The sequence below is a fragment of the Agriterribacter sp. genome (genome assembly GCF_035445465.1).
Lineage (GTDB): Bacteria > Bacteroidota > Bacteroidia > Chitinophagales > Chitinophagaceae > Agriterribacter.
Genome location: NZ_DAOMQT010000014.1, coordinates 59,595 through 80,577 on the forward strand (window position 1 = coordinate 59,595; position 20,983 = coordinate 80,577).

The window sequence follows — 20,983 nt, forward strand, 5'->3', positions numbered from 1 at the left end:
CATTGGGGAGATTGATTTTTAATTTTATATAGGGCAGAGAGGGGGAGAAGTGAAAAGTGAGAAGAAAACCTCTTGCGGGTTCGTACTTTCTTTTGCCGCTTTTCTCTTTGGATTTGAAATTTATTTGTTTTTTGCTATTTGTGATTTGGTTCTTTTGCTTCTGTCCGTATGCTCTTTCGAATTTCGGGTTTTCATCCTTCGAAATTTAATTTTATAATTACATGACGCTGCAGGATGATGATATGCATAATATTTTTTAACTTTCCATTTTGGTGCCGAATGAAGTTTGTTCTGTTGCATGCTGCGTTTCACATTCGCCATTTTTAATTTCACCCAACCCTGTAATGAGAAAAATATTTTCCCCCCTGGTCTTTTTATTGATCGCTGCCGCTTTTAATTGCAAAAATGCGGATAATGATATTCCTGAAAAACCTGCAATACGACCGCCCGTTATCCAAAATCCTTCCCCTGTAGCACTTTCTCCGGAAGAGAGCATGAAAACCATGCATCTTCCGGAAGGCTACAGGCTTGAGTTGGTAGCCGGCGAGCCCATGGTACAAGAGCCTGTTGCCATAGTATGGGACGGCAATGGGAGAATGTATGTGGCCGAAATGCTTACCTATATGCAGGATATTGAAGCTACGGATGAAAATGCTCCTGTTAGCAGGATTGTACGGCTGGAAGATACCAATGGTGACGGTAAAATGGATAAGCGGACCGTGTTCATTGACAGCCTGGTTTTACCCCGCATGATGCTGGCTTTAGACGACCGGCTGATTGTTCAGGAAACGTACTCCTGCAATTTATACACTTACAGAGATTCGGATAACGATGGCATAGCCGACCAGAAAGTACAGGTATACCACGATGATACGCCCGACACCCGCAACCTCGAGCATCAGAAAAGCGGGCTGGTATGGAACCTCGATAACTGGATATATACCACAAGCCAAATCAGGTATAAATGGACCGGCGATCAGTTAAAGATTGACAGCCTTGAGGATGTACCCAGCGGGCAATGGGGACTGGGGAATGATGATTACGGAAGATTATTCCTTTCTTCTGCCGGCGGTGAAGTGGCGGCACTGGGCTTCCAGCAAATGCCGGCCTATGGCGAGCTGGATTTTGAGAACGATCAGTATGAAGATGATTTTCATGCCCCCTGGCCTATAATAGCCACACCGGATGTGGAAGGTGGCAAAAAACGGTTGCGTGAAGACAGTACCTTAAATCATTTTACGGCAAGCTGCGGACAAACCGTTTTCCGCGGCGACAGGCTTCCTGCAGGGATGAAGGGCGATCTTTTTATTTGTGAACCTGTGGGAAGACTGATCCGGCGCGCCAACGTGCTGAACAGGGAAGGGATGAGAGTAGTGAGGAACGCTTACGATAAAGCCGAGTTCCTGGCTTCTTCCGATATGAATTTCCGCCCGGTTAACATGGCTACCGGGCCGGATGGCTGTTTGTACATTGTAGACATGTACCGGGGCATCATACAGGAAGGAAACTGGACGGGCCCCAAATCCTATCTTCGCCCGCAGATACAGCGTTTTGGGCTCGACAAAAATATTGGCAGGGGAAGAATATACAGGGTAGTTCACGAAGCTATCCCGCCTGATACACAAAAGCCAAATATGCTGAATGCATCAGCAGCACAATTAGTGCAATATCTCTCACATCCTAATGGCTGGTGGCGCGATAATGCGCAAAAACTACTGATCGTTCGTAATGAACAATCTGTTGTTCCCGCGTTAAAGCAAATTGTGCTGGATGAGCCTTCCTTTTGGGACGACCTGATATTCTGGAAGGATAAGCCTTCCCTATTGGGCCGGATACACGCATTATGGACACTGGATGGATTGCAGGCTGTAGACAGGCCTTTTTTATGGCAGGTAATGAAGGATCAATCGCCGGAGTTAAGGCGTATGGCTGTATGGATCAGTGAAGCGTATATTAAAGCCAAAGGTCAGGACGTGTTTCTGCAGTTAACTAAACTGGTCAGCGATCCGGATACAGATGTGCGTACCCAACTGGCACAATCATTACGGTATAGCACACCCGAAAAAGCAAAGCCGATGCTTGAAGTGATGATTAAAGCAGACAGTAGCCGCAAAGGCATGGTATACCAGGCCGCTCAAATGACCATGGGGCATCTTACTACAACGCTTCCTGTGGAGGTACAAACAGATCATCTTAAGGAAGCCGACAGGGCATTGGTATTGAAGGGTGCAGAAAATTTTAAATCCCTTTGCTCTTCCTGTCATGGCGCCGACGGCAAAGGGTTGCAGTTTGGCGGTTCCGGAATGGTGGCGCCACCTTTAGCCGGTTCAAAGCGGGTGAACGGTGATCCCGGGAAATTGATCCGCATTGTTTTGAGCGGTTTAACCGGCCCGATAGATGGAAAAGAGTATCCCAGTATAATGCCACCTATGCTAAACAGCAATGATGAATGGCTGGCCGCAGTACTGAGCTATATACGCACGAATCTCGGCAATTCAGCCTCAACCATACAGCCGGCAGATATTAAAAAAGTACGTGATGTGGTAGGAAGAAGATGGGACCCCTGGACGCTCGAAGAACTGGAAAAAGAAGGGAAATAAAAAAGAGGAGCGTTGTAAACAGATGATGATTCCTTAGCGGTCTCTGCGAAAACCTGCCTGCGTGACCCGATACTGTTAACCCATATAACAGGCGCATACTTTATATTTGCTGAAACATAAAATACAGGGATGAAATTCAGCAATTTTTTTGAGCATGTGCAGGTAGATGAATTTTCTGCTACACCCAAATACCTCCAGCTTACGCATTCCATACTGAATGCCATAGAGGCGGGGAAGCTAAAAAAAGATGATCTTGTTCCTTCTATCAATGAGCTCAGCTTTGAGCTGGAAATATCAAGAGATACTGCTGAAAAAGGATATAAGCACCTGAAAAAAATGGGCGTCCTCGGCTCAGTTCCGGGTAAAGGATATTATATTATTAACGACGATATTAAACAAACCCAGCATGTAATGTTGTTGTTTAATAAGCTGAGCGCCCATAAAAAAATCATATACGATGGCTTTGTGGAAACCCTGGGAGAGCATGTGGCCATTGATTTTTACATTTATAATAATGATTTTGCCCTGTTTAAGAAGCTATTGGGCAATGCCAGAGAAGACTATTCGCATTTTGTGATCATCCCCCATTTTATAGAAGGCGGAGAAAACGCGCATGAAATTATCAATACCATTCCAAGGCATAAGCTGATATTACTCGATAAAAAGGTTCCCGGTGTAAACGGCGAATATGGCGCTGTGTATGAAAATTTTGAGAACGATATTTACAATGCGCTGGAGCAGGCGCTGAAGCAGTTGGCCAAATACCATACTATAAAAATCATCTTCCCCGAAAAAAGCTATTATCCCAAAGGCATATTAAAAGGGTTCAACCGTTTTTGCCAGGAATATGCCTTTACGCATAAAGTGGTGCACGATATTGCAAAAGAGCCTATCAATAGCGGCGAGGTATACATTAACGTTATGGAAGCCGATCTGGTAATACTCATCGAAAGGCTCATATCCATGAAGTATAAAATCGGCAAGCATATTGGCGTTATTTCCTATAATGAAACTGTTATGAAAAAAATAATCTTAAACGGGATCACCACCATATCAACAGACTTTCGTCAAATGGGCGTAAAAGCTGCCGAGCTGATATTATCCGGCGCCAAAGATCATATTGAAGTGCCCTTTAAACTTACGCTGAGAGCGTCTTTGTAAAGCATCAGATACACTTAGCGCATCAAACATCAATCATCTTCTCCCTTGCGATGCAATAGAAGGTATATAAGCGGAGAATAGTTTTGTTCACCCGTTAACTATGCACTGTACTCAGCATAGAGGTTAAAAGTTTTCCAATTCGTCATTTCCTCTTTGTTCGAAATGAGCGTTACAGATGCGTTTTCATCAAAGTCATCAAATTTATAAATCTTATAGCCGGGTAAAGCTACAGTATTGTAAAGGTCATATCGTTCTTCCTTTGTAGATTTTGTAAAGCATTCCGCAATAACCAGCGGCTTGTATGTTTCGATCAGGTCTCTTACAGATTTAAGAATCGTACTATCCAATCCTTCAGCATCTACTTTTATAAACGAGAGTTTATTCAACTCTTTGGAATAATTTTCACGTAAATAATCGGACAGCCTTATGCCTTTTATTTTTTGTTGCAGTGAATATTTTCCATGATATCCCTTGTCTATCTCCTGGATACCTCCATTAGCAAAGGATGCTTCTGATGAGTTGTAAAAAAACTCACTTTCGTTTTCTGTGATGGCATAAGGGAGAGGTATAATGTTTGTCTTGCTGGAATTAAGTTTGGAGTTTGCCTCTAAAATTTTATACACATAGGGATTGGGGTCAAATCCAAGCGTTAACCCTTCTTTCCCTGCAGCCAATGCCATAGGAACTGTTGTATCACCAATATTTGCTCCTATGTCAATTACCAGGTCTCCTTTTCTAATGAATTTTTTATAGAAATTAATTTCAGATTGTGTAATGGTCTTAGATTTTACAAGCGGATTCAGCCAATTAGCAAATTGTATTTCTCCTTCTGCTGGTAATAGGAAGCTGTCAATTTTATAGGCATATTCCTGAGTTACCCTGCGGGCTTTTTTCTTGTTGAAAGATTTTTTCAAAAAGTTGAACATAAGAAGTTTGTTTATTTAAAAAGTATATTTTGTTCCTGACTTTGACTGAGCATTAATCTTGCGGGGGCTGTACGCATTAGTGTACTGATCTAAAAAAATAATTTATTATCAAGTTGACGCCTGATAAGAATATAATTTTTAAAAGTGAAGATTTGGTTGCCGCTCAATAATTTCTTTTCGATATAAGACAGCAAGCGATTTTTCCACTTCTCGTGTTTGTGTTTTATTTTGGGATCAGGTGGCTTATTGGGGTAAAGCTTATCCTGCCAGTTAAACCGGCTGATCGTATTTTCCATTACCCGCGGATGTGTTTCACTGAAACTGCTTAGTTTGCTGAGATCACCAAAATTAAACTCTGCTTCACTTTGCCTGAAATCCTTCTCTGCAACAGCGGCTCCTTTATAATTGCTCACATATACTTTCCGCTTGTTTTGCATATACCGGGGCGGGCGAACCCAGCCATAATGGTATACGCAGGCATCTGCACTGGCTACTTTCAGCTTATATGCTCCCCTTTTCTGGTAATAATCTATTCCATCAAAATCCGGGATGTTCCTGAACGACTGTGCATCACCCCATGAGTGTATGTGAGGCAGGTTGCGGATGATTCTTATTTCCTTTGCGTACCATCCGTGAGATTCGATATAGTGACTATAATCGCCCCAGAAATGCTTATAGTCAAAAAGCAGGCCTTCTACCTCTTTATCTTTTAAAAAGATTTCACATTTTTTTTTAATGACCGGCAGGTATTTTTCATGGATCACTTCATCACTTTGCAGGTAAAAAAGCCAGTCGCCTTTGCATTCCTTTTTTGCTATATCTGTTTGATGGGCATATGCCGTACCGCCGGGATATTTTTCCAGATCCCATACCGTGTGGATGATCCTTATTTTATCAGATCCTATGCTTTGTATCTCTTCCAGGGTATTGTCATCCTCGTCACAGTTTCCCAATGCTACAATAAACTCGTCTACCATCGGAAGAATGGATTGGATGGATTCTTTAATGGGGTAATAAAGTTTTGTAGCATTCCGGACTATAGTAAAACCGCTGATTGTCATATTGATTACAAGGCTATGCTTTTAATTGCAATACAATATGCAGAATTGTTTTAACAAATCAACAACAAATCTGCTTTTTTTTAGAAAAAAGAGGCTGCCTCAAAGTACCGTATAGAAGAAATGCCACTAAGACCCTAAGACACAAAGTCCTGACCTTCAGGTTTTGTTTTCTTCGTGCCTTAGAGACTTTGTGACAAAATATTACTTTTTAGAGAGTCACTTTGCTTTATAGGCTGATGCTGAATTTCGGATAATAAGAATGATATGGTACTGCTTAAAACGACAACGGCACATTGATCTTTACACTAAAGTTCCTCCCCATGTTATATACACCCTGCCGCCCGGTAACATCATTTACATCGGTGTATTTCAACCGGCTTAAATGACTTTGATAAGCGGCGTTGGCAAGGTTGCTGCCCGAAACATACACCGAGAACAGCGTTATTTTATGATGCATGATATCCGCTCCTATAAAGGCATTCAGTAAGCTGTAACCTTTTGTAGGCGTTTCTGTATTATAGGCGGTGAACGCCTTGTTCTGCCTGAACGTATTATCCAACTCAGCAGTGATGGAAAGGTTGCTGATCTTTTTTCCTTTCTGTAGAAATTCTCCTTTCAGTTGCGTAATGAGCCGGGCGGCGGGTATAAAGGGGATATGCTTTACGCCTTCCACCGGCTGGTTAAATTCACCGCTTACATACGAGAATGTATTTTCGAAATGCAGCCAGTCTAACGGATGGGGATGAATATCCATATATAATTCCGCGCCATACAAAAGGGCTTTGGCCTGGCTGAAGGTAAAAGCGGTAATATCATCGCCATCTACGTGCACCAGCGAATCGCCGCCATTAACATTAGAAAGCTTTCTGTAAAAAATAAAATGATCAATGGCGTTTACAAAACCGGTTGCGCTTAAAGACAGGTGTTCGGTATTGATCTCCGCCCCTATATCGGTCTGCAGGCTGCTTTCCGATCTCAGGCTTTGATCGCCGTATTCGTACCGGTTAGTGCCTTCATGCGTGCCGTTAGAGGCTAGCTCGGCAATGCCCGGCGCACGGAATCCTCTTGCTATGTTAAGTTTTAGCGTTGTGGCTTTACCGGCTTCATAACTAATGCCGGCACTGCCCGATACATTGCTGAACGACCTGGTAAAGGGTTCAAACTTTGTTTCATTGTTTTCCGTTAATTTTTTTGAATCTATGCTCCTGTTATCAAACCGTATGCCCCCGCTAAGGGTAAAGCGATCGTAATTGCGCTGCGTGTATACAAAAGCGCCTGCATCAAATAAATGATATTCGGGGATCAGCACTTCCTCCGCCTTATTGGTATTGCTTTGCTGCATACCGGTAATGCCCACAGCGGTTTTCCATTTGTTGTTATCCGGGAAGTGGTATTGCACATTATAGGTAAATGTGTTAAGATCAAAATACAATTCGGGCGTATCCGGCTCCAGCACATCCGCGAACTCTTTTCTTTTGTTGTTTTGGAAGCCAAGATTAACGGAGAGTTTTCCGTTGCCCACGTTAAACCTGTTATCGGCGGCAACTTTAAAGTGTTGAATATGCTGCCGGGGAATACCGGGGTGAATCCCCGAGAAATCACTGCGTTCCGTTATTCTTGTTTCCGCTATGCCATTATTGTTTATTTCCCGTATGAATTTTCCCGTAAGCGCATCGCGGTCGCCTTCTATAAGTCCGGGCTCCTGGTTAAAGCTGCTCACAATAATATGGCTGTAGCCCCAGCTTCCGTTGTAACCAATATACCCCCCAATATTCTTTTCATTAAATTTTGAATTGAATACATAACCATCGTATTTATTTTTATAGTCCTGCGCTCCTTTAAAAGATCCGTATACATTCCAGTTCAGCCCGTTTTTATTGCCTGCCAGGTTAGCGCCAAAGCCGCGGAGCTTATTATTGGTTTGATAATTGCCAACGATGTTTCCTTTTATAGTTCCTTCCGCGGCAGGTACGTTGGTTAAAATATTGATCACACCGGCCATGGCATCACTTCCGTAAATAAGGGAAGCGGGCCCTTTCAATATCTCCACCTTCTGCACGCTGTATTCATCTATTTCAATACCGTGCTCATCGCCCCACTGCTGTCCTTCCTGGCGTATGCCATCATTGAGCACTACCACCCGGTTGTAGCCCAGCCCCCGGATAATAGGTTTTGAAATGGAAGGTCCCGTTGAAACTTGGGCTACGCCGGGGCTTTTGCTCAATGCATCTATGAGGTTCGTTGCCGCCACCTGGGTAAGTTCTTTTTTGCTCATGATGGTAACCGGTGTGGGCGTTCTTTTAATTTTTGTGGCAGTGGAAACGCCGGTTACCGTTATACCTTCATTTTCCAGAACAGAAGGCAGCAGCGCAAAATCCTTTTGCAGGTCTCCTGTAAGCTTCACCTGTTCCGTAATGCTGCTGTACCCAACAAAAGAAATTTCAATAAGATAGCTGCCTGCTGCAATATTCCTGATCATGTATGCTCCGTTTGCATTGGTAACAGCGCCTGTTTTAGCATCGGCAATATATACGGAAGCGCCTGCCAGGGGCTCGCCTGTTTGTGCATCGCTTACCCGGCCTGAAACAGAAACCCTGGCTATGCCGCTACGGGCATTTTTTATGGGTTCAGGCAACAGGTGTTGTGCTCTTGTAAAACCAATGCTTAAAAAAAATACAGCAAATGATATAAGGAATAGCCTGATATAATGATGTTTCAAAATGATACGCTTAAATAATGAAGAATGTTTCAGTTAACGCCGTAAAACAGCAGTACACAGCTTATCAAAGTGTAATAGCTAATTATGTTTTTGTGCGAATGATAGTTGGTTCCGCTATGCTGTTGTTATGCGTAAAGAAGATGACGTCCGGCTGAGGGTGTTTACGCCATACAATGTGGGGGTCCCCGGAGCGCAGTATGTTCCGGCGTGTTGGAATGTATACCGGCAAAAGCAATGTGCCGGAACAGGAAACTGCTGCCGGAACTGTATTCCGGAAGCGGGCTGTTGAACAGGAATACTTTTTCTACATGAATGCTGCATGCCAAGCAATGATCCTTTTTTGTAGCCAGGTGCGATTTATGCTGGCATATATCTGTTCCCTGGCTATACGCGCTGCAAACAACGGTATTGCCGTGGTTATGAAAAAGCTCAAAGGGAAATTGCGTTGCTGAAAAGCTGATCAGCAACAGCAGCGCAGCACAGAAGCGATATGACCGGACTAATTTGAGCAACAGGTATTTGTATGAGCACACGAAGATATAAAAAATGAAACAATGATGCAAATTGTTAGCAAATGAATGTTGGCAAAATTAAATCCGAAGCCGGAGAGCCGTGAAAGATAGAATTACGGAGACGAGGGGAAGTTTGTAGTTTGTGATTTATAGTTTCTTAAATTCAAACCTCAAAACGCACTTGCGTTCTTTGTTCCTGTGTGCACTCTGCGTGAAATCCTTAACCACGGTTTAAAAATGTGATAAGGATAACCAAATTCATTGCAGTGGTTTTTGTAGCTTATTAAAATTCGTGTAGGTTTGCCAATCTTATAAAAGACAGTACTAATATGAATTTCAACAAGGTTAATAACATTACCGGATGGATTGTTTGCATTATTGCCTGTGCCGTATATATTTTAACAGCAGAGGCAGGAGGAAGCCTTTGGGATTGCGGCGAATTTGTGAGCAGTTGTTTTAAGCTGCAGATCCCCCACCCCCCCGGAGCGCCGTTATTTGTGATCATCGGGCGCATTTTTATTGTGCTATTCGGCGATAACCCGTTAACCGCCGCCAAGGCCGTGAACATCATGAGCGCTTTGGCCAGTGGCTTTACCATACTGTTTCTTTTTTGGACGATAACGCATTTTACCCGTAAAATATACCAGAAAGCGCATGCCACCTTAAACGCTGAAAAGTTGTTTACCATTATGGCTGCCGGTGTAGTGGGCGCCCTGGCCTTTACTTTCAGCGATTCTATGTGGTACAGCGCCGTTGAAGGGGAAGTATACGCTTTTTCCTCATTCCTTACTGCGCTGGTATTCTGGATGATGTTAAAATGGGAGCATAATGCCGATGAGCCCGGGGCAGACCGATGGATTGTATTGCTGTTTTTTGTTATCGGGTTATCTATAGGCATTCACCTGCTTAACCTGCTTACCATTCCTGCCATTGTAATGATATATTATTTCCGCCGGTATAAAACCACGCCCTGGGGTATCTTCTGGGCTTTTATAGTAGGCTGTATCATTACAGGGTTTGTACAAAAATTTGTAATACAATATACCATAACCGGCTCGGGCATATTCGACCGCTGGTTTGTAAACGGACTCGGCTTGCCCTTTTTTACGGGTTTCGCCACTTATTTTGCCCTGCTTGCCATTGTAATAGTAATAGGTATCCGCCGGGCCGATAAGCTGATCAATAATTTCACAGGTTTTGCTGTCTGGCTTTCTGTTTTTATTTTCCTGTTCTCGTTTCCTTACATTACCTCTTTCCTGTCTTTCCTGCTCTTTGTAGCCGGTACCACCATAGTGGTATATGCCGCTTACCACAGCAGGGCTAAAATACTGAACTTCCTTAAGCTGGGTCTGTGGTGCTTTGCATTTATACTTATTGGCTACTCTACCTATCTTACTACCATGATCCGCTCTGCAGCCAACCCTTCGGTAGATATGTATAATGTAGATAATCCCATGAGTTTGGTAGGTTATGTTGGCCGTGAGCAGTATGGCGATTTTCCGTTAATATACGGACAAACCTTTGCCGCCGATGTAAAAAGGAATCCAGATGGTACCCCAATGGTTAAAGAAAAAGGCTACCGCTGGCAGAAGGGAGATAAGAAGTACATCAATATCGGTAAAAACTTTGAATACGAGTATGAGGCCGAAGATATGATGTTCCTGCCCCGTATATGGGATGCCAGCAACGACCAGGGGCACGCCAATTATTACCGGAGCTGGCTGGGATTGGGAAAAGATGAAAAACCCACCTATGTTGATAATATCCGCTGGGCTTTCGGTTACCAGATAGGATGGATGTACCTGCGGTATTTTGGATGGAATTTCATTGGTAAGCAAAACGACCTGCAGGGAACCGGCAATGTGCGGGATGGTAATACCATTACCGGCATTTCATTTATTGATAACCTGTTTTTGGGCGACCAGTCTAAGCTGCCCGACAGCATTAAGGATAATAAGGCCAACAATAAATTATTTGCTTTGCCTTTTATACTGGGTCTTATCGGACTGTTCTTCCATTACCGTCATCACCGCGAAGACTTTTTAGTAAGCTTTTTATTGTTCTTCTTTACCGGTTTTGCCATTGTGTTTTACCTGAATGCGGCCGGTCCGCAACCGCGTGAACGCGATTACGCGTTTGCCGGTTCTTATTATGCATTTGCTATATGGATTGGCATTGGCGTAATGATGGTAAAGCAATGGTTTCAAAAAGTAATGAATGCTAAGCTGGCTGGTTATGCCGCGGCAGTGATCTGTACCCTGGCCGTTCCTGTTATCATGGGTTTCCAGGAGTGGGACGATCACGACAGGAGCAAAAAGGAGCTGGCCCGCGACCTGGCGAAAGACTACCTCGAAAGCTGCGCGCCTAACGCCATACTCTTTACATTCGGCGATAATGATACCTATCCTTTATGGTATGCGCAGGAAGTGGAAGGCATCCGCCGCGACATACGGGTGGTGAATTACAGCCTGTTGGGCATAGACTGGTATATTAACCAGATGCGGTATAAGGTAAATGACAGCGATCCTATAGCTTTATTGTGGGGGCCCGAAAAAACGGAAGGCGATAAACGCAACGTGGTATACTTTGAGGCCAAGCCCAATATCCCCCAGAACCAGTATGTATACCTTGGTGATGTATTAACCAGGATCATTGGCAGCGATGATCCCGCCTATACCATAACCTATGGCGCCGATAATGTATTCAATACTTTTCCTGTAAGAAAATTCAGTTTGCCGGTAGACAGTGCGCTGGTACGTGAAAACGGAACAGTAAATGCAGACGATACCCTGGTAGATGAATTAAGGTTTGACTTGCCGGAGGGTAAAAACGCGCTGATGAAAAATGATCTGGCCGTACTGAATGTACTTGCAGCCAACAACTGGAAACGGCCTATCTATTTCACTGCACCTTTCAGCGAGCTGGGTTTTTCCAGGTACCTGAGGGCGGATGGATTGAGCTACCGCTTAGTGCCCGTACAGCTTAAGCAGGATAATGCGACTAATGTAAACACGGAAGCGGCCTATGAAAATATGATGAAAAAGTTTGCCTTTGGTAATGCAAACATCCCGGGCGTATATTTTGATGAAGAGAACCGGCGTCATTTGTTAACCATACGGCAGGCTTATGCCAATGCGGCTGAAAGCATGGCTAAAGATGGCAGAAAGGAAGAAGCGAGGAAATTATTAGAAAAGAGCGATAAAGGGATTAATGTGGCCAATATGCCATATGCTATGGTAAGCCGTGGCAACCAGCAGAATATTGTAGCCATATCGGTAATGGAAGCCGCTTACGAAGCAGATTATAAAGAGCTGGGCGACAGGGTATTGAAAGATATTAAAAAGGATATTGATCAGCAATTGAGGTATTATGCCGCTTTGGGAAGCATGTCGGTACAGGAAATGACACAGCATATGCAGGATCCGGAAGGCTTAAGCGCAAAGCAACGCACCTTATACAGCGAGATTGACCAAACCTTCAGGGTACAGAATTATCTTTCCTTTATTGAAGGAAAATATAATGTGCCTGCCATTAATCCCGAAACGCCTGCTGTAATAAAAACAGACAGTCCCGGAGATAATCCGGATTCTATAAAACAATAAAGTTATTTTTTGGAACTATGCTGGCAGGATTGCAGGATGTGACTTTTGAATTTGGCGCAAGAACCATTGTACGGGATGCCACCTGGCATATACAGCCCGGCGAAAGGATAGGGCTGATCGGTTACAACGGAACGGGAAAATCAACCTTACTGAAAGTGCTGGTAGGCGAATACCTCCCTTCTGCCGGAACAATAGAAAGAGGCAGGGGCACAACGATTGGGTACCTGCACCAGGATTTGCTGAGCTTTGATACCAACGAATCCATACTGCAGGTTGCCCTCGGCGCCTTCGAAAAAATATTGTTATTAGAAAAGGAAATTGAGGTATTGGGCAATCGCCTCGAAAAAGAGCATGAAGATGAAGCCCTGCTGCATGAATATTCAGACAAACTGCATGAGCTGGAAATGCTGGGTGGATATAATATTCATCACCAAACGGAAGAAGTGTTGCAGGGCCTGGGCTTTGCCAATAATGACCTGCAAAGGCCTTATAAAGAATTTAGCGGGGGATGGCGTATGCGGGTGCTGCTGGCTAAAATGATATTGCAGCAGCCCGACCTGCTGCTGTTAGATGAGCCCACCAACCACCTCGATCTTCCTTCCATTGAATGGCTGGAAAAATATTTGCTGCATTACAAAGGATCAGTAGTAATTGTAAGCCACGATAAATATTTTTTGAACCGCATGGTTACCAAAATTGTGGAACTATACCAGCAACAACTGCATTTCTATATTGGCAACTACGATTTTTATGAAACCGAAAAAGCAATGCGGATAGAACTGCAGCAGCGTTCTTTTGAGAACCAGCAGGAGTATATTAAGCAGCAGGAAAGATTTATAGAACGCTTTCGTGCAAAGGCCACTAAAGCGGCTGCGGCGCAAAGTGCTATGAAACGGTTAGATAAGTTAGACCGGATAGAAGATGTATCTGTTGACCGTCCTGAAATAAAGATCAACTTCCAGTTAGACAAGGTGCCGGGGAAGATCATTTGCACCTTAAAGCATGTTAGCAAAAGCTTTGGCAATATTAAGATCGTTGAGAATACATCCGCTGAAATTAACCGTGGCGATAAAATTGCGCTGATAGGCGCTAACGGTAAGGGAAAGTCAACCCTTCTCAGGATCGTTGCGGGTACGGAGTCTTTTACAGGTGAAAGGATATGGGGGCATAACGTGGAGGAAAGCTTTTATGCCCAGCACCAATTAGAGGCGCTGAACGTGCAGCAAACCATCCTCGAAGAGATGAAAAATTGCGGCAGCCAGAAAACGGAACAGGAATTAAGAACGCTGCTGGGATGTTTTTTATTTAGCGGCGATGATACGGATAAAAAAATTAGAGTGCTGAGCGGGGGAGAAAAAGCACGGGTGGCACTGGCGAAAACCATGGTAAGCAAAGCCAATTTTTTAATATTGGATGAGCCTACCAATCACCTCGACTTGCTTTCCATTGACTTATTGATAGAAGCATTGAACCGCTACCAGGGCAGCCTGATCATGGTAAGTCACGACAGGCATTTTATTTCAAAAGCGGCCAACCGGATATGGGAGATTGAAAATTACGAGATCAAAGATTTTGCCGGAGGATATGAAGAATGGATGGAGTGGAAAGAGAGAAAAAAAGCGGAAGCGGCAAAAGCAGGCGGTGCTGCTGTAAAGCAACAGGAGAAAAAGGCGCCGGTGAAGGAACAGCGGCCTGTTGCGCCTGCCAAAGCCATAGTAAAAGGGCCTATTGATAAAGAGCTGAAAAGAGCATTGCAAAAGCAGCAAAAAAACCTGGAGCAACTCGAAGAAAAAATTGCTGCTTTAACCCGGCAAAAAACCACATTTGAAGCGCAACTGGCTTCACCTGATATCTATTCTGATAAGAACAAATTCCTCGCTGCCGAATCCGGCTATCAAAAGAACGGCGAAGCGCTTGCCGCCGCCAATAAAGAATACGAGCAAACTTTTGAAAAGTTGCTGGAACTGGAGGAGAAGAATAAGTAGAGGCAGTAAAAGTTATAGCATCCGGTTAGCTTTATTAACCACATATTTATACATCTTGTAAAAGCATAGTTAACGTTATAGCAATGGCGTTACACGGGTTGTTTCTTTCAAATTGAATTATATATTATTACAATAATATTATATAGTAGTCCGTTCATATATTTCTTTCATTTAAATTAATCCTTAAAAATTAAAAAGTATGAAAAAAATTTTGTTCGGTCTCTTAATTTGTGGCATGGCTCCTGTTTTGGTTTCGAGTTGCAAAAAGGAAAAAAAAGTGGATTGCACCAGTGCAGCTAAAAGAGTAGCAGATGCGGTTCAGACTTATGCGGCCAATATTAATTCTGCTAATTGTAAGGCTTATAAAGCGGCACTTCAGGAATATCTTGAAACGGATTGTGTTACCGGCTTGAGCGCAGAGGAAAAAGCTGCCTATCAAAGTGCATTATCTGGACTTACTTGCGATTAATGATTAAAGCTGAGACATTGCTATCTTAATGGAATAAAATGTAAAAAAGGCCGATCGTTGGGATTGGCTTTTTATTTTATCGAGAAGATAGTGTTGCTTCTCGTTACCAAAGCTGCCTTCCGGGTGTGTACTCCTGACTTTACCCAATATGCTGCGCATTTGAGATTTCTGTTCTTCATGCCTGCCTTGTTTGCCCCTGGCAACAAAACAGGTGGTGATGTGCGCAGCAGTACAATACTTTCTGTTTGCACTACCGTTGCCGGGTGTTGAGTATAGGTTGAAATGCCGCTACCAGCTTATCCAGAAATACAAAAAGCTTGTTGTTCATTTCTCCGTAGTCGTAACCGAGCATTTTTTCCGGCGATTGAACAAATGTATGCTTCCTGCTTTTTTCTTTTAGATCATCCTCGTTTTCAATCAGTAACGCAACCACTTCTTTTGTCAGTTCCATATGGCATTGAAAGCCGTAAACATAGTCGGCGTATTTTATAATCTGCCGCGGGCACCCTTCGCTGATAGCCAGAATCTCACAGTCGTCTGTCAGTCCCGGCATATCATTATGCCAGTGACCAACGGTGAGTACCGGGCCAAAATGGCTGATGTTTTCATCCTGCTTTCCAGCTTCGGTTAAAGCGATGGAGAAATTTCCGATTTCCTTTTCCGGACTATGAGCATAAGGGGCATTGAGACTTTGTCCGATGAGTTGGGAGCCCAGGCAAACACCCACTATGGCTTTCTTGGCCTGAATGCATTTCCGGATCAGGTTCATCTCAGCTTCTGCGTTAAAATGGGGGCATTGCAATACGGAAGTATCAGGGCTCTGCGGCCCTCCTAAAATGATCAGCAGATCAATATGCGCGGCAGCATCGGGTAAGGGTTGAAATTCATAGACTTTTGAAAAAGTAATTTGATAGCCTTTTTGCTCAGCCCATTTCAGATATGCGCCCGGCGCTTCAAAAACTTCGTGTTGTATAAAATGGATGTTCATAGCAGTTCACTGATGCGTTTAAATATCTTATACTGAGTTTCTAATACTGATAAATTAAAACCATGTGCTGTTTTGGGTAATAAATAATATTTCTTTTCAGGTGCTTTTATTTTATCAAAGTATTTTTTTGATTTTTCTTTTGGCGTTAAAATATCCTCATCACCCTGAATTAAATATACCGGGATCTTAAAATTTACATTGTCTTTCATTAAGTTGATGGTGCTGCTCATTGATGGCACACCCAAAACACTATCACCTGCATAGTTCACAAATGAATAGTCATCTCCGTCATTTCTGTCCTGATTATCTTTTTCATTATCATAATCAGGAGAAGGTACAAACCAACTCCCGGGAGCAGGAATCGAATTTTCCTGTTCATACTTTTTTATGATCCGCAGTAACTGCCCTGTCTTCCTTGCCCTGTCATAAGGAGGCTTTCCTGTTGCATGTAATATGGCTAAGCCATCTTTGTCATGTTTGATCTCTGCCATTGTATAAATCGTATTATACAATTCCAGGTCAATGGCAGGATTAACAATTTGAGAATGTCCCACATAAGCGTAAAAAAGATCGGGCCGCCGGGTAACCATTTTTACCGCGAGTACCGAACCCCAGGATGTACCAAAAAGAATAATTTTTTGCTTGCTCAGATGCTTTAAAAGATATTCCGCCAGTGCAATACCGTCGCCTGTCATCAGGTCAACCGTTAAAGGATGGTCTTTCAAATATTCGGGAGTTAATTCCTGCGGAGCAAGTTTGCCAAAAGTTTTTCCTGTTCCCCGCTGATCCCATTGCACTACAATGAAGTCATCTTCCAAATTCTTGTAGAGATGATTCGCGTACGGGCTTAACGGACTGCCCGGCCCACCGTGAAGAAACAGTATGACGGGCTTTGAACTTTCTCCTTTGATAGTAACCCATTGTTCTATACCATTGATTATAACAAATTGCTCCTCAAAAAGTTTTGTTTTTAGGGCAGTAGCTGTTTTGATAGTTTCAGTTTGTGCATGTGCTGACGCGGAGAAGGTTAATGAAAGGAAGAGCATAGAAACATTCACCGTATAAATGAATATGCTGTACAATTTGTCAACCTTCATCGGGAAATAATTGATGCAACCGAAGATACAAAAGACCGGAATATAGGTTTCAGTTTATATGTTTTAGGTAAGTAACTAAACAGGGCTTGCTCAAAAACTTAAAAAGCAATCATTACCTGTGAAACTAATCTAATTCATAACAACCAATTTAAACCTGGCAAGCGGAGCCATTTTGGCTTTGTTGAGTGTTAGCATATCTCCGTCAATTTGATAATGATCTGCTTTTTGAAGCACTTCCATAAATTGTTGCGCTGTATTCATATCGGGGCAGGCCATGAGGGTAGCTGCTACCTTTGAAATGGTGATACGATTCATTCCTTCCAAACCAAAAGGCCCTGACAGACTATTACAACCATCATTTCCAACCACACGGTTGTTCTCTTCCTTAAAAATGAGATATGGTTCCTCTCTAAAGCTGCTATCCACAATAACGGGTTTGCCATTTAGTTCTACCAGTTTCCAGTAGCGCTCATAAAGTGCAAATGCCGTTTTGGAAAGAATATAATGATTAGCCAGTGCACCGGTTATTTTCTTACCCTCCTGGTCTAATTGGGTAAGTATGTTTTCACCCACCTGGTATTGATATTTTTCTCTGCTGTCTGAAGACGTTAATGTAATCTGGCTGCCTTCCTTATTCCAGGTGAAGCGCCCCGTCATTTGAAATACGCTGTCTGACTTGCCAAGATACCTTGATTTAATGGTAAAGCTGAGGTCTTTTTGAAGGTATATCGTAGTTTGAATTCCTTCACAGTCTGCACAGGGTAATATGCCCCGGTATATGCCATCCCAATCGAGAGCGTTTTGACTGTTGTGCTCATCAATAGCATTTTCGGTACTGTGCTTTGTGCTGCTGCAACTCATCATAATGAGGGGGATTGCAAATGCAATGATGGATTTGATCATAGCTTAGGTTTTTAAACATTCATAATTTGTGTCCAAAATATGAATGTTTTATCAGGTGAGTACTATTTTTTTATATAGCTGCTTATACAAAGAAGGAGTACTCATCCTATCGTTAGAAAAGCTTCCCAACAGATAGCTGACCCCTGCAACCTGACCCCTGCAACCTGCCCCCCTGTAACTTGAACCTTGTAACCTGCAACCTGCTCTCCCTCCCCCAAACACAATACCACAGCATCTTTGTCGTTAATAAGTGTACAACCCCGTTTTGAAAACTAATATCCTATTTACTCCGTATACCTCCCTGGAAACTTCAGCTTAAAGGAATTTGATCCGACCCTGTCATTTTTAACCCTTAAAAAACAGTGTCTATGAAAAAGTTATTTACTACCCGGCATGCAGCAGAAGAAACACAGGCCTATATTATAGCCTGGGCTTTCTTTTCCACTATTACGGTATTTGCCCTGCTGCTTGTTTAAAGCAACAGGCATTCGAAATCATTAAGGCGAAGTATCATACTCCGCCTTTAATTGCTTGGAGAGAGGTGTAAGGTATCACTCACCGATAGCCTTAATTCAATGGAAATACAAAGCATCAAGAACCAAATAACAAGAACCAAATAAAATTCAAATATTAAATTCGAAGTTGTAAACTCGAAATTCGAAAGGGAATCCGGCTAAGAGCAAAGTGAGAGTTAAAAAAAAGAGTATTCATCGTATCGTTAGTAGCTCATACCCTATACCCTATACCTCATACCTCATACCTTATACCTTATACCCTATACCCTATACCTCATACCCTATGCCTCATACCTGTAAATCTTCCTTTGTGTGCCCGGTTGTCAGCTATTAGTATCACTATTAACAATCCCCATCTGCTTCATTAAAAAAGAAGCGTTCTTGTTCCTGGCTACTCCGGGTTGCAGCTTGTAATCGAAGTGCAGGGCATCATCCTGTATAATGCTTTCAAAACAAGCATTGCTGACTTGTCCGCTATACGTATTTTCGAGTGAGGCTAATGTGAGGTCATGGGTTGCAAAGAGGGTAATGCAGTTGTACTGCAGCAGTTGCCGGATAAACTGCTCCGATCCATAGGTTTTGTCTTCCGAATTGGTGCCGCGCAATATTTCATCAATCAGCACCAATGCAGGTTTGTTATGCTGCAGGCGCAGTATAATTTGTTGCAGGCGCTTTAGCTCAGCCATAAAATAGGAAGTATGTTCCTGCAGGGAGTCATTAACACGGATAGAGGTTAATATCTCCATAGGTGTAAAAATGAATTCCCTGGCGCAAACCGGCGCCCCGCTTTGCGCCAGGATAAGATTAACGCCCAATGTTCGTAAAAAAGTGGTTTTTCCCGACATGTTGGACCCGGTAACCAGTACCAGCTTATTGCTTTTTCCGGTTTCAAAATCATTGGCAACCCGTTCTGTGGCAGCAATAAGCGGATGTGCCATTTGCGTAGTGCTGATAAAAAGCGTTTCACCCGTATTAACCGAAGGATAGGTGAAACCGGGATGATTGAAGGCAAAGCCTGCAAGTGTATTTAAGCATTCTATATCTCCAACCGTGTGCAGCCACTGCGAAAAATGGCCTTTGTACCGCTCTTTCCACTGTTCCAGCGCCAGTATGCACTGCATATCATACAATATAAGGCTGTTCAGAAAAATATTCACCAGCAGGTTCAGGCGCTGATCAAAAAAGGAAGAAAGCTTTGCCAGGCTGCCGATAGCGCCGTGGGCATTTAATGCTGTTTGGCGTAATTGCTGCAACACGGAAGATGAGCCGGTTTCAACCGCTGCAAAAGCTTTTAAAATACCGGCATACTGGTCAAGAACTGATTGTTTTTTGCTGATAAGCTCATGCTGGCTGTGAATATATTTTGCATAGCGCGCTGTTAGCAGCCATGCGGCTATTACACCTATAGCTATATATAACATTTCGCCGGTAGCAATATAATATAAAAAGCAGGGAATATTGTACAGCGGCAGCATCCAGCGCAGTAGCTGCAGCCATCTTTTTTTGTGGAGACTGGTTGCAGGCTGCAGCCATGTTTCAAGGCTGTGCAGGTTCCCTTCTGCTTCGGCGTGTAACAAGCCCTGCGCGGTAATGAGTTGTCTCTGGTTAGCCTGGCCTGAAAGGGTTTGAACGGCTTCCTGCCGCTGTGTAATAGCGGCAGGGTCTGACAGAGGCTGCGCTAACAAAGCGGCTAAGCCGGATTTGCCATGCGAGGTAGTACAGCGGTTCAGCAAATGAAAGAGGGAGCGGGGTCCGAAAATATCAAGATCTTCCGCATAGCCCATGCCGTTAGTGAAAAGGCTGCCGTTATCCATTTCATTGGATTCATTATTAAGAACACCCAACTCATTGCTATTGATAAATAATAATTTCTCTATGAGGGCTTTCCTTTCTTTTAGCCTTTGCGCATATATGACCAGCAGCAGGAATAGCGCAAAAAACAGTATCGAAAGAAGTAATAAGCCGGTTGAGCGCTGTGTAAAGAAAAAATAACCCGATAAACCAAAAGCAGCAAAAGCCACTAACCGGAACAGTGCCGATGCCGCTATCTTTCTTTTAAAAGACAGTACCGCTTCCGTATATAGCCGGGACTTGTTCTCGTAAAATGATTGCGCAGTCATTGGGCCGACTGCGGATTATATGATATCAAGCGCCTTGGCAAAAAAGTAAACAACAAAAGGAAGGGTAACCGTAATGAAGTTTCCGGCGAACGCGTATACCACGAAAAAAACAACTACGGAAAGTAAGAAAAGCAGCCAGTACAGACCGCGGGATTTTTTATTGGCAGTATCCATGTCTGATCATTAATTTGCGGCAAATATAACGAGGATTTGCCTTCTTTAGGGTAAGAAGGAGAAAATTTATGCCCGCTCTGTATTTTTGTCTCTTTACATTTACAATGTTGGGTTAACAGAAAAGCATTACCACTAAGGCAAATACACCCTT

General features: G+C 43.2%; 13 protein-coding genes. 5 read left to right on the top strand and 8 right to left on the bottom strand.

Going from position 1 to position 20,983, the window contains the following annotated elements; genetic code table 11:
• Positions 1-344 precede the first annotated feature (344 nt).
• Positions 345-2,600 (top strand): DUF7133 domain-containing protein, encoded by a 2,256-nt coding sequence (locus PLE34_RS09585; RefSeq protein ID WP_324556246.1) that lies wholly within the window; start codon positions 345-347, stop codon positions 2,598-2,600.
• Positions 2,601-2,729: 129 nt separating this feature from the next.
• Entirely contained in the window at positions 2,730-3,761 is a 1,032-nt protein-coding gene (locus PLE34_RS09590) for a GntR family transcriptional regulator (protein ID WP_324556249.1), read from the top strand.
• 98 nt (positions 3,762-3,859) lie between these two features.
• Here PLE34_RS09590 and PLE34_RS09595 read toward each other — a convergent pair whose 3' ends face one another.
• The 4 genes from PLE34_RS09595 to PLE34_RS09610 form a co-directional block, all read right to left on the bottom strand.
• Complete coding sequence (locus PLE34_RS09595; protein WP_324556251.1) at positions 3,860-4,675, bottom strand: FkbM family methyltransferase; 816 nt, start codon at positions 4,673-4,675, stop codon at positions 3,860-3,862.
• 101 nt (positions 4,676-4,776) lie between these two features.
• A complete protein-coding gene (locus PLE34_RS09600) occupies positions 4,777-5,748 on the bottom strand; it encodes a glycosyltransferase family protein (RefSeq protein WP_324556253.1) in 972 nt (323 codons plus the stop codon).
• Between the two features lie 274 nt (positions 5,749-6,022).
• Entirely contained in the window at positions 6,023-8,467 is a 2,445-nt protein-coding gene (locus tag PLE34_RS09605; RefSeq protein ID WP_324556255.1) for a TonB-dependent receptor, read from the bottom strand.
• Between the two features lie 161 nt (positions 8,468-8,628).
• Complete coding sequence (locus PLE34_RS09610) at positions 8,629-8,979, bottom strand: hypothetical protein (protein WP_324556257.1); 351 nt, start codon at positions 8,977-8,979, stop codon at positions 8,629-8,631.
• A gap of 329 nt (positions 8,980-9,308) precedes the next feature.
• Here PLE34_RS09610 and PLE34_RS09615 point away from each other — a divergent pair, with 329 nt between their 5' ends.
• The 3 genes from PLE34_RS09615 (at position 9,309) to PLE34_RS09625 (ending at position 15,035) form a co-directional block, all read left to right on the top strand.
• On the top strand, positions 9,309-12,581 hold the full coding sequence (locus PLE34_RS09615; RefSeq protein ID WP_324556259.1) for a protein O-mannosyl-transferase family: 3,273 nt from the start codon (positions 9,309-9,311) through the stop codon (positions 12,579-12,581).
• A gap of 17 nt (positions 12,582-12,598) precedes the next feature.
• On the top strand, positions 12,599-14,566 hold the full coding sequence (abc-f, locus tag PLE34_RS09620; RefSeq protein WP_324556261.1) for a ribosomal protection-like ABC-F family protein: 1,968 nt from the start codon (positions 12,599-12,601) through the stop codon (positions 14,564-14,566).
• 199 nt (positions 14,567-14,765) lie between these two features.
• Entirely contained in the window at positions 14,766-15,035 is a 270-nt protein-coding gene (locus PLE34_RS09625) for a hypothetical protein (RefSeq protein ID WP_324556263.1), read from the top strand.
• Between the two features lie 250 nt (positions 15,036-15,285).
• Here PLE34_RS09625 and PLE34_RS09630 read toward each other — a convergent pair whose 3' ends face one another.
• The 4 genes from PLE34_RS09630 to PLE34_RS09645 all read right to left on the bottom strand — a co-directional run bounded on the left by PLE34_RS09630 (position 15,286) and on the right by PLE34_RS09645 (position 20,658).
• Positions 15,286-16,023, bottom strand: coding sequence for a type 1 glutamine amidotransferase (locus PLE34_RS09630; RefSeq protein WP_324556264.1), 738 nt, complete (start codon positions 16,021-16,023; stop codon positions 15,286-15,288).
• On the bottom strand, positions 16,020-17,120 hold the full coding sequence (locus tag PLE34_RS09635; RefSeq protein ID WP_324556266.1) for an alpha/beta hydrolase family protein: 1,101 nt from the start codon (positions 17,118-17,120) through the stop codon (positions 16,020-16,022). The genes PLE34_RS09630 and PLE34_RS09635 overlap by 4 nt, the downstream gene beginning before the upstream one ends.
• 129 nt (positions 17,121-17,249) lie before the next feature.
• A complete protein-coding gene (locus PLE34_RS09640; protein ID WP_324556268.1) occupies positions 17,250-18,023 on the bottom strand; it encodes a copper resistance protein NlpE N-terminal domain-containing protein in 774 nt (257 codons plus the stop codon).
• 838 nt (positions 18,024-18,861) lie between these two features.
• Positions 18,862-20,658, bottom strand: coding sequence for a MutS-related protein (locus PLE34_RS09645; protein WP_324556269.1), 1,797 nt, complete (start codon positions 20,656-20,658; stop codon positions 18,862-18,864).
• Between the last annotated feature and the right edge of the window lie 325 nt (positions 20,659-20,983).

What these genes read in the sequence shown, in the direction of transcription:
- PLE34_RS09585 (WP_324556246.1), top strand. Translation starts at nt 345, where the DNA reads ATGAGAAAAATATTTTCCCCCCTGGTCTTTTTATTGATCGCTGCCGCT.
- PLE34_RS09590 (WP_324556249.1), top strand. Translation starts at nt 2,730, where the DNA reads ATGAAATTCAGCAATTTTTTTGAGCATGTGCAGGTAGATGAATTTTCT.
- PLE34_RS09600 (WP_324556253.1), bottom strand. Translation starts at nt 5,748, where the DNA reads ATGACAATCAGCGGTTTTACTATAGTCCGGAATGCTACAAAACTTTAT.
- PLE34_RS09615 (WP_324556259.1), top strand. Translation starts at nt 9,309, where the DNA reads ATGAATTTCAACAAGGTTAATAACATTACCGGATGGATTGTTTGCATT.
- abc-f (WP_324556261.1), top strand. Translation starts at nt 12,599, where the DNA reads ATGCTGGCAGGATTGCAGGATGTGACTTTTGAATTTGGCGCAAGAACC.
- PLE34_RS09625 (WP_324556263.1), top strand. Translation starts at nt 14,766, where the DNA reads ATGAAAAAAATTTTGTTCGGTCTCTTAATTTGTGGCATGGCTCCTGTT.
- PLE34_RS09630 (WP_324556264.1), bottom strand. Translation starts at nt 16,023, where the DNA reads ATGAACATCCATTTTATACAACACGAAGTTTTTGAAGCGCCGGGCGCA.
- PLE34_RS09635 (WP_324556266.1), bottom strand. Translation starts at nt 17,120, where the DNA reads ATGAAGGTTGACAAATTGTACAGCATATTCATTTATACGGTGAATGTT.
- PLE34_RS09640 (WP_324556268.1), bottom strand. Translation starts at nt 18,023, where the DNA reads ATGATCAAATCCATCATTGCATTTGCAATCCCCCTCATTATGATGAGT.
- PLE34_RS09645 (WP_324556269.1), bottom strand. Translation starts at nt 20,658, where the DNA reads ATGACTGCGCAATCATTTTACGAGAACAAGTCCCGGCTATATACGGAA.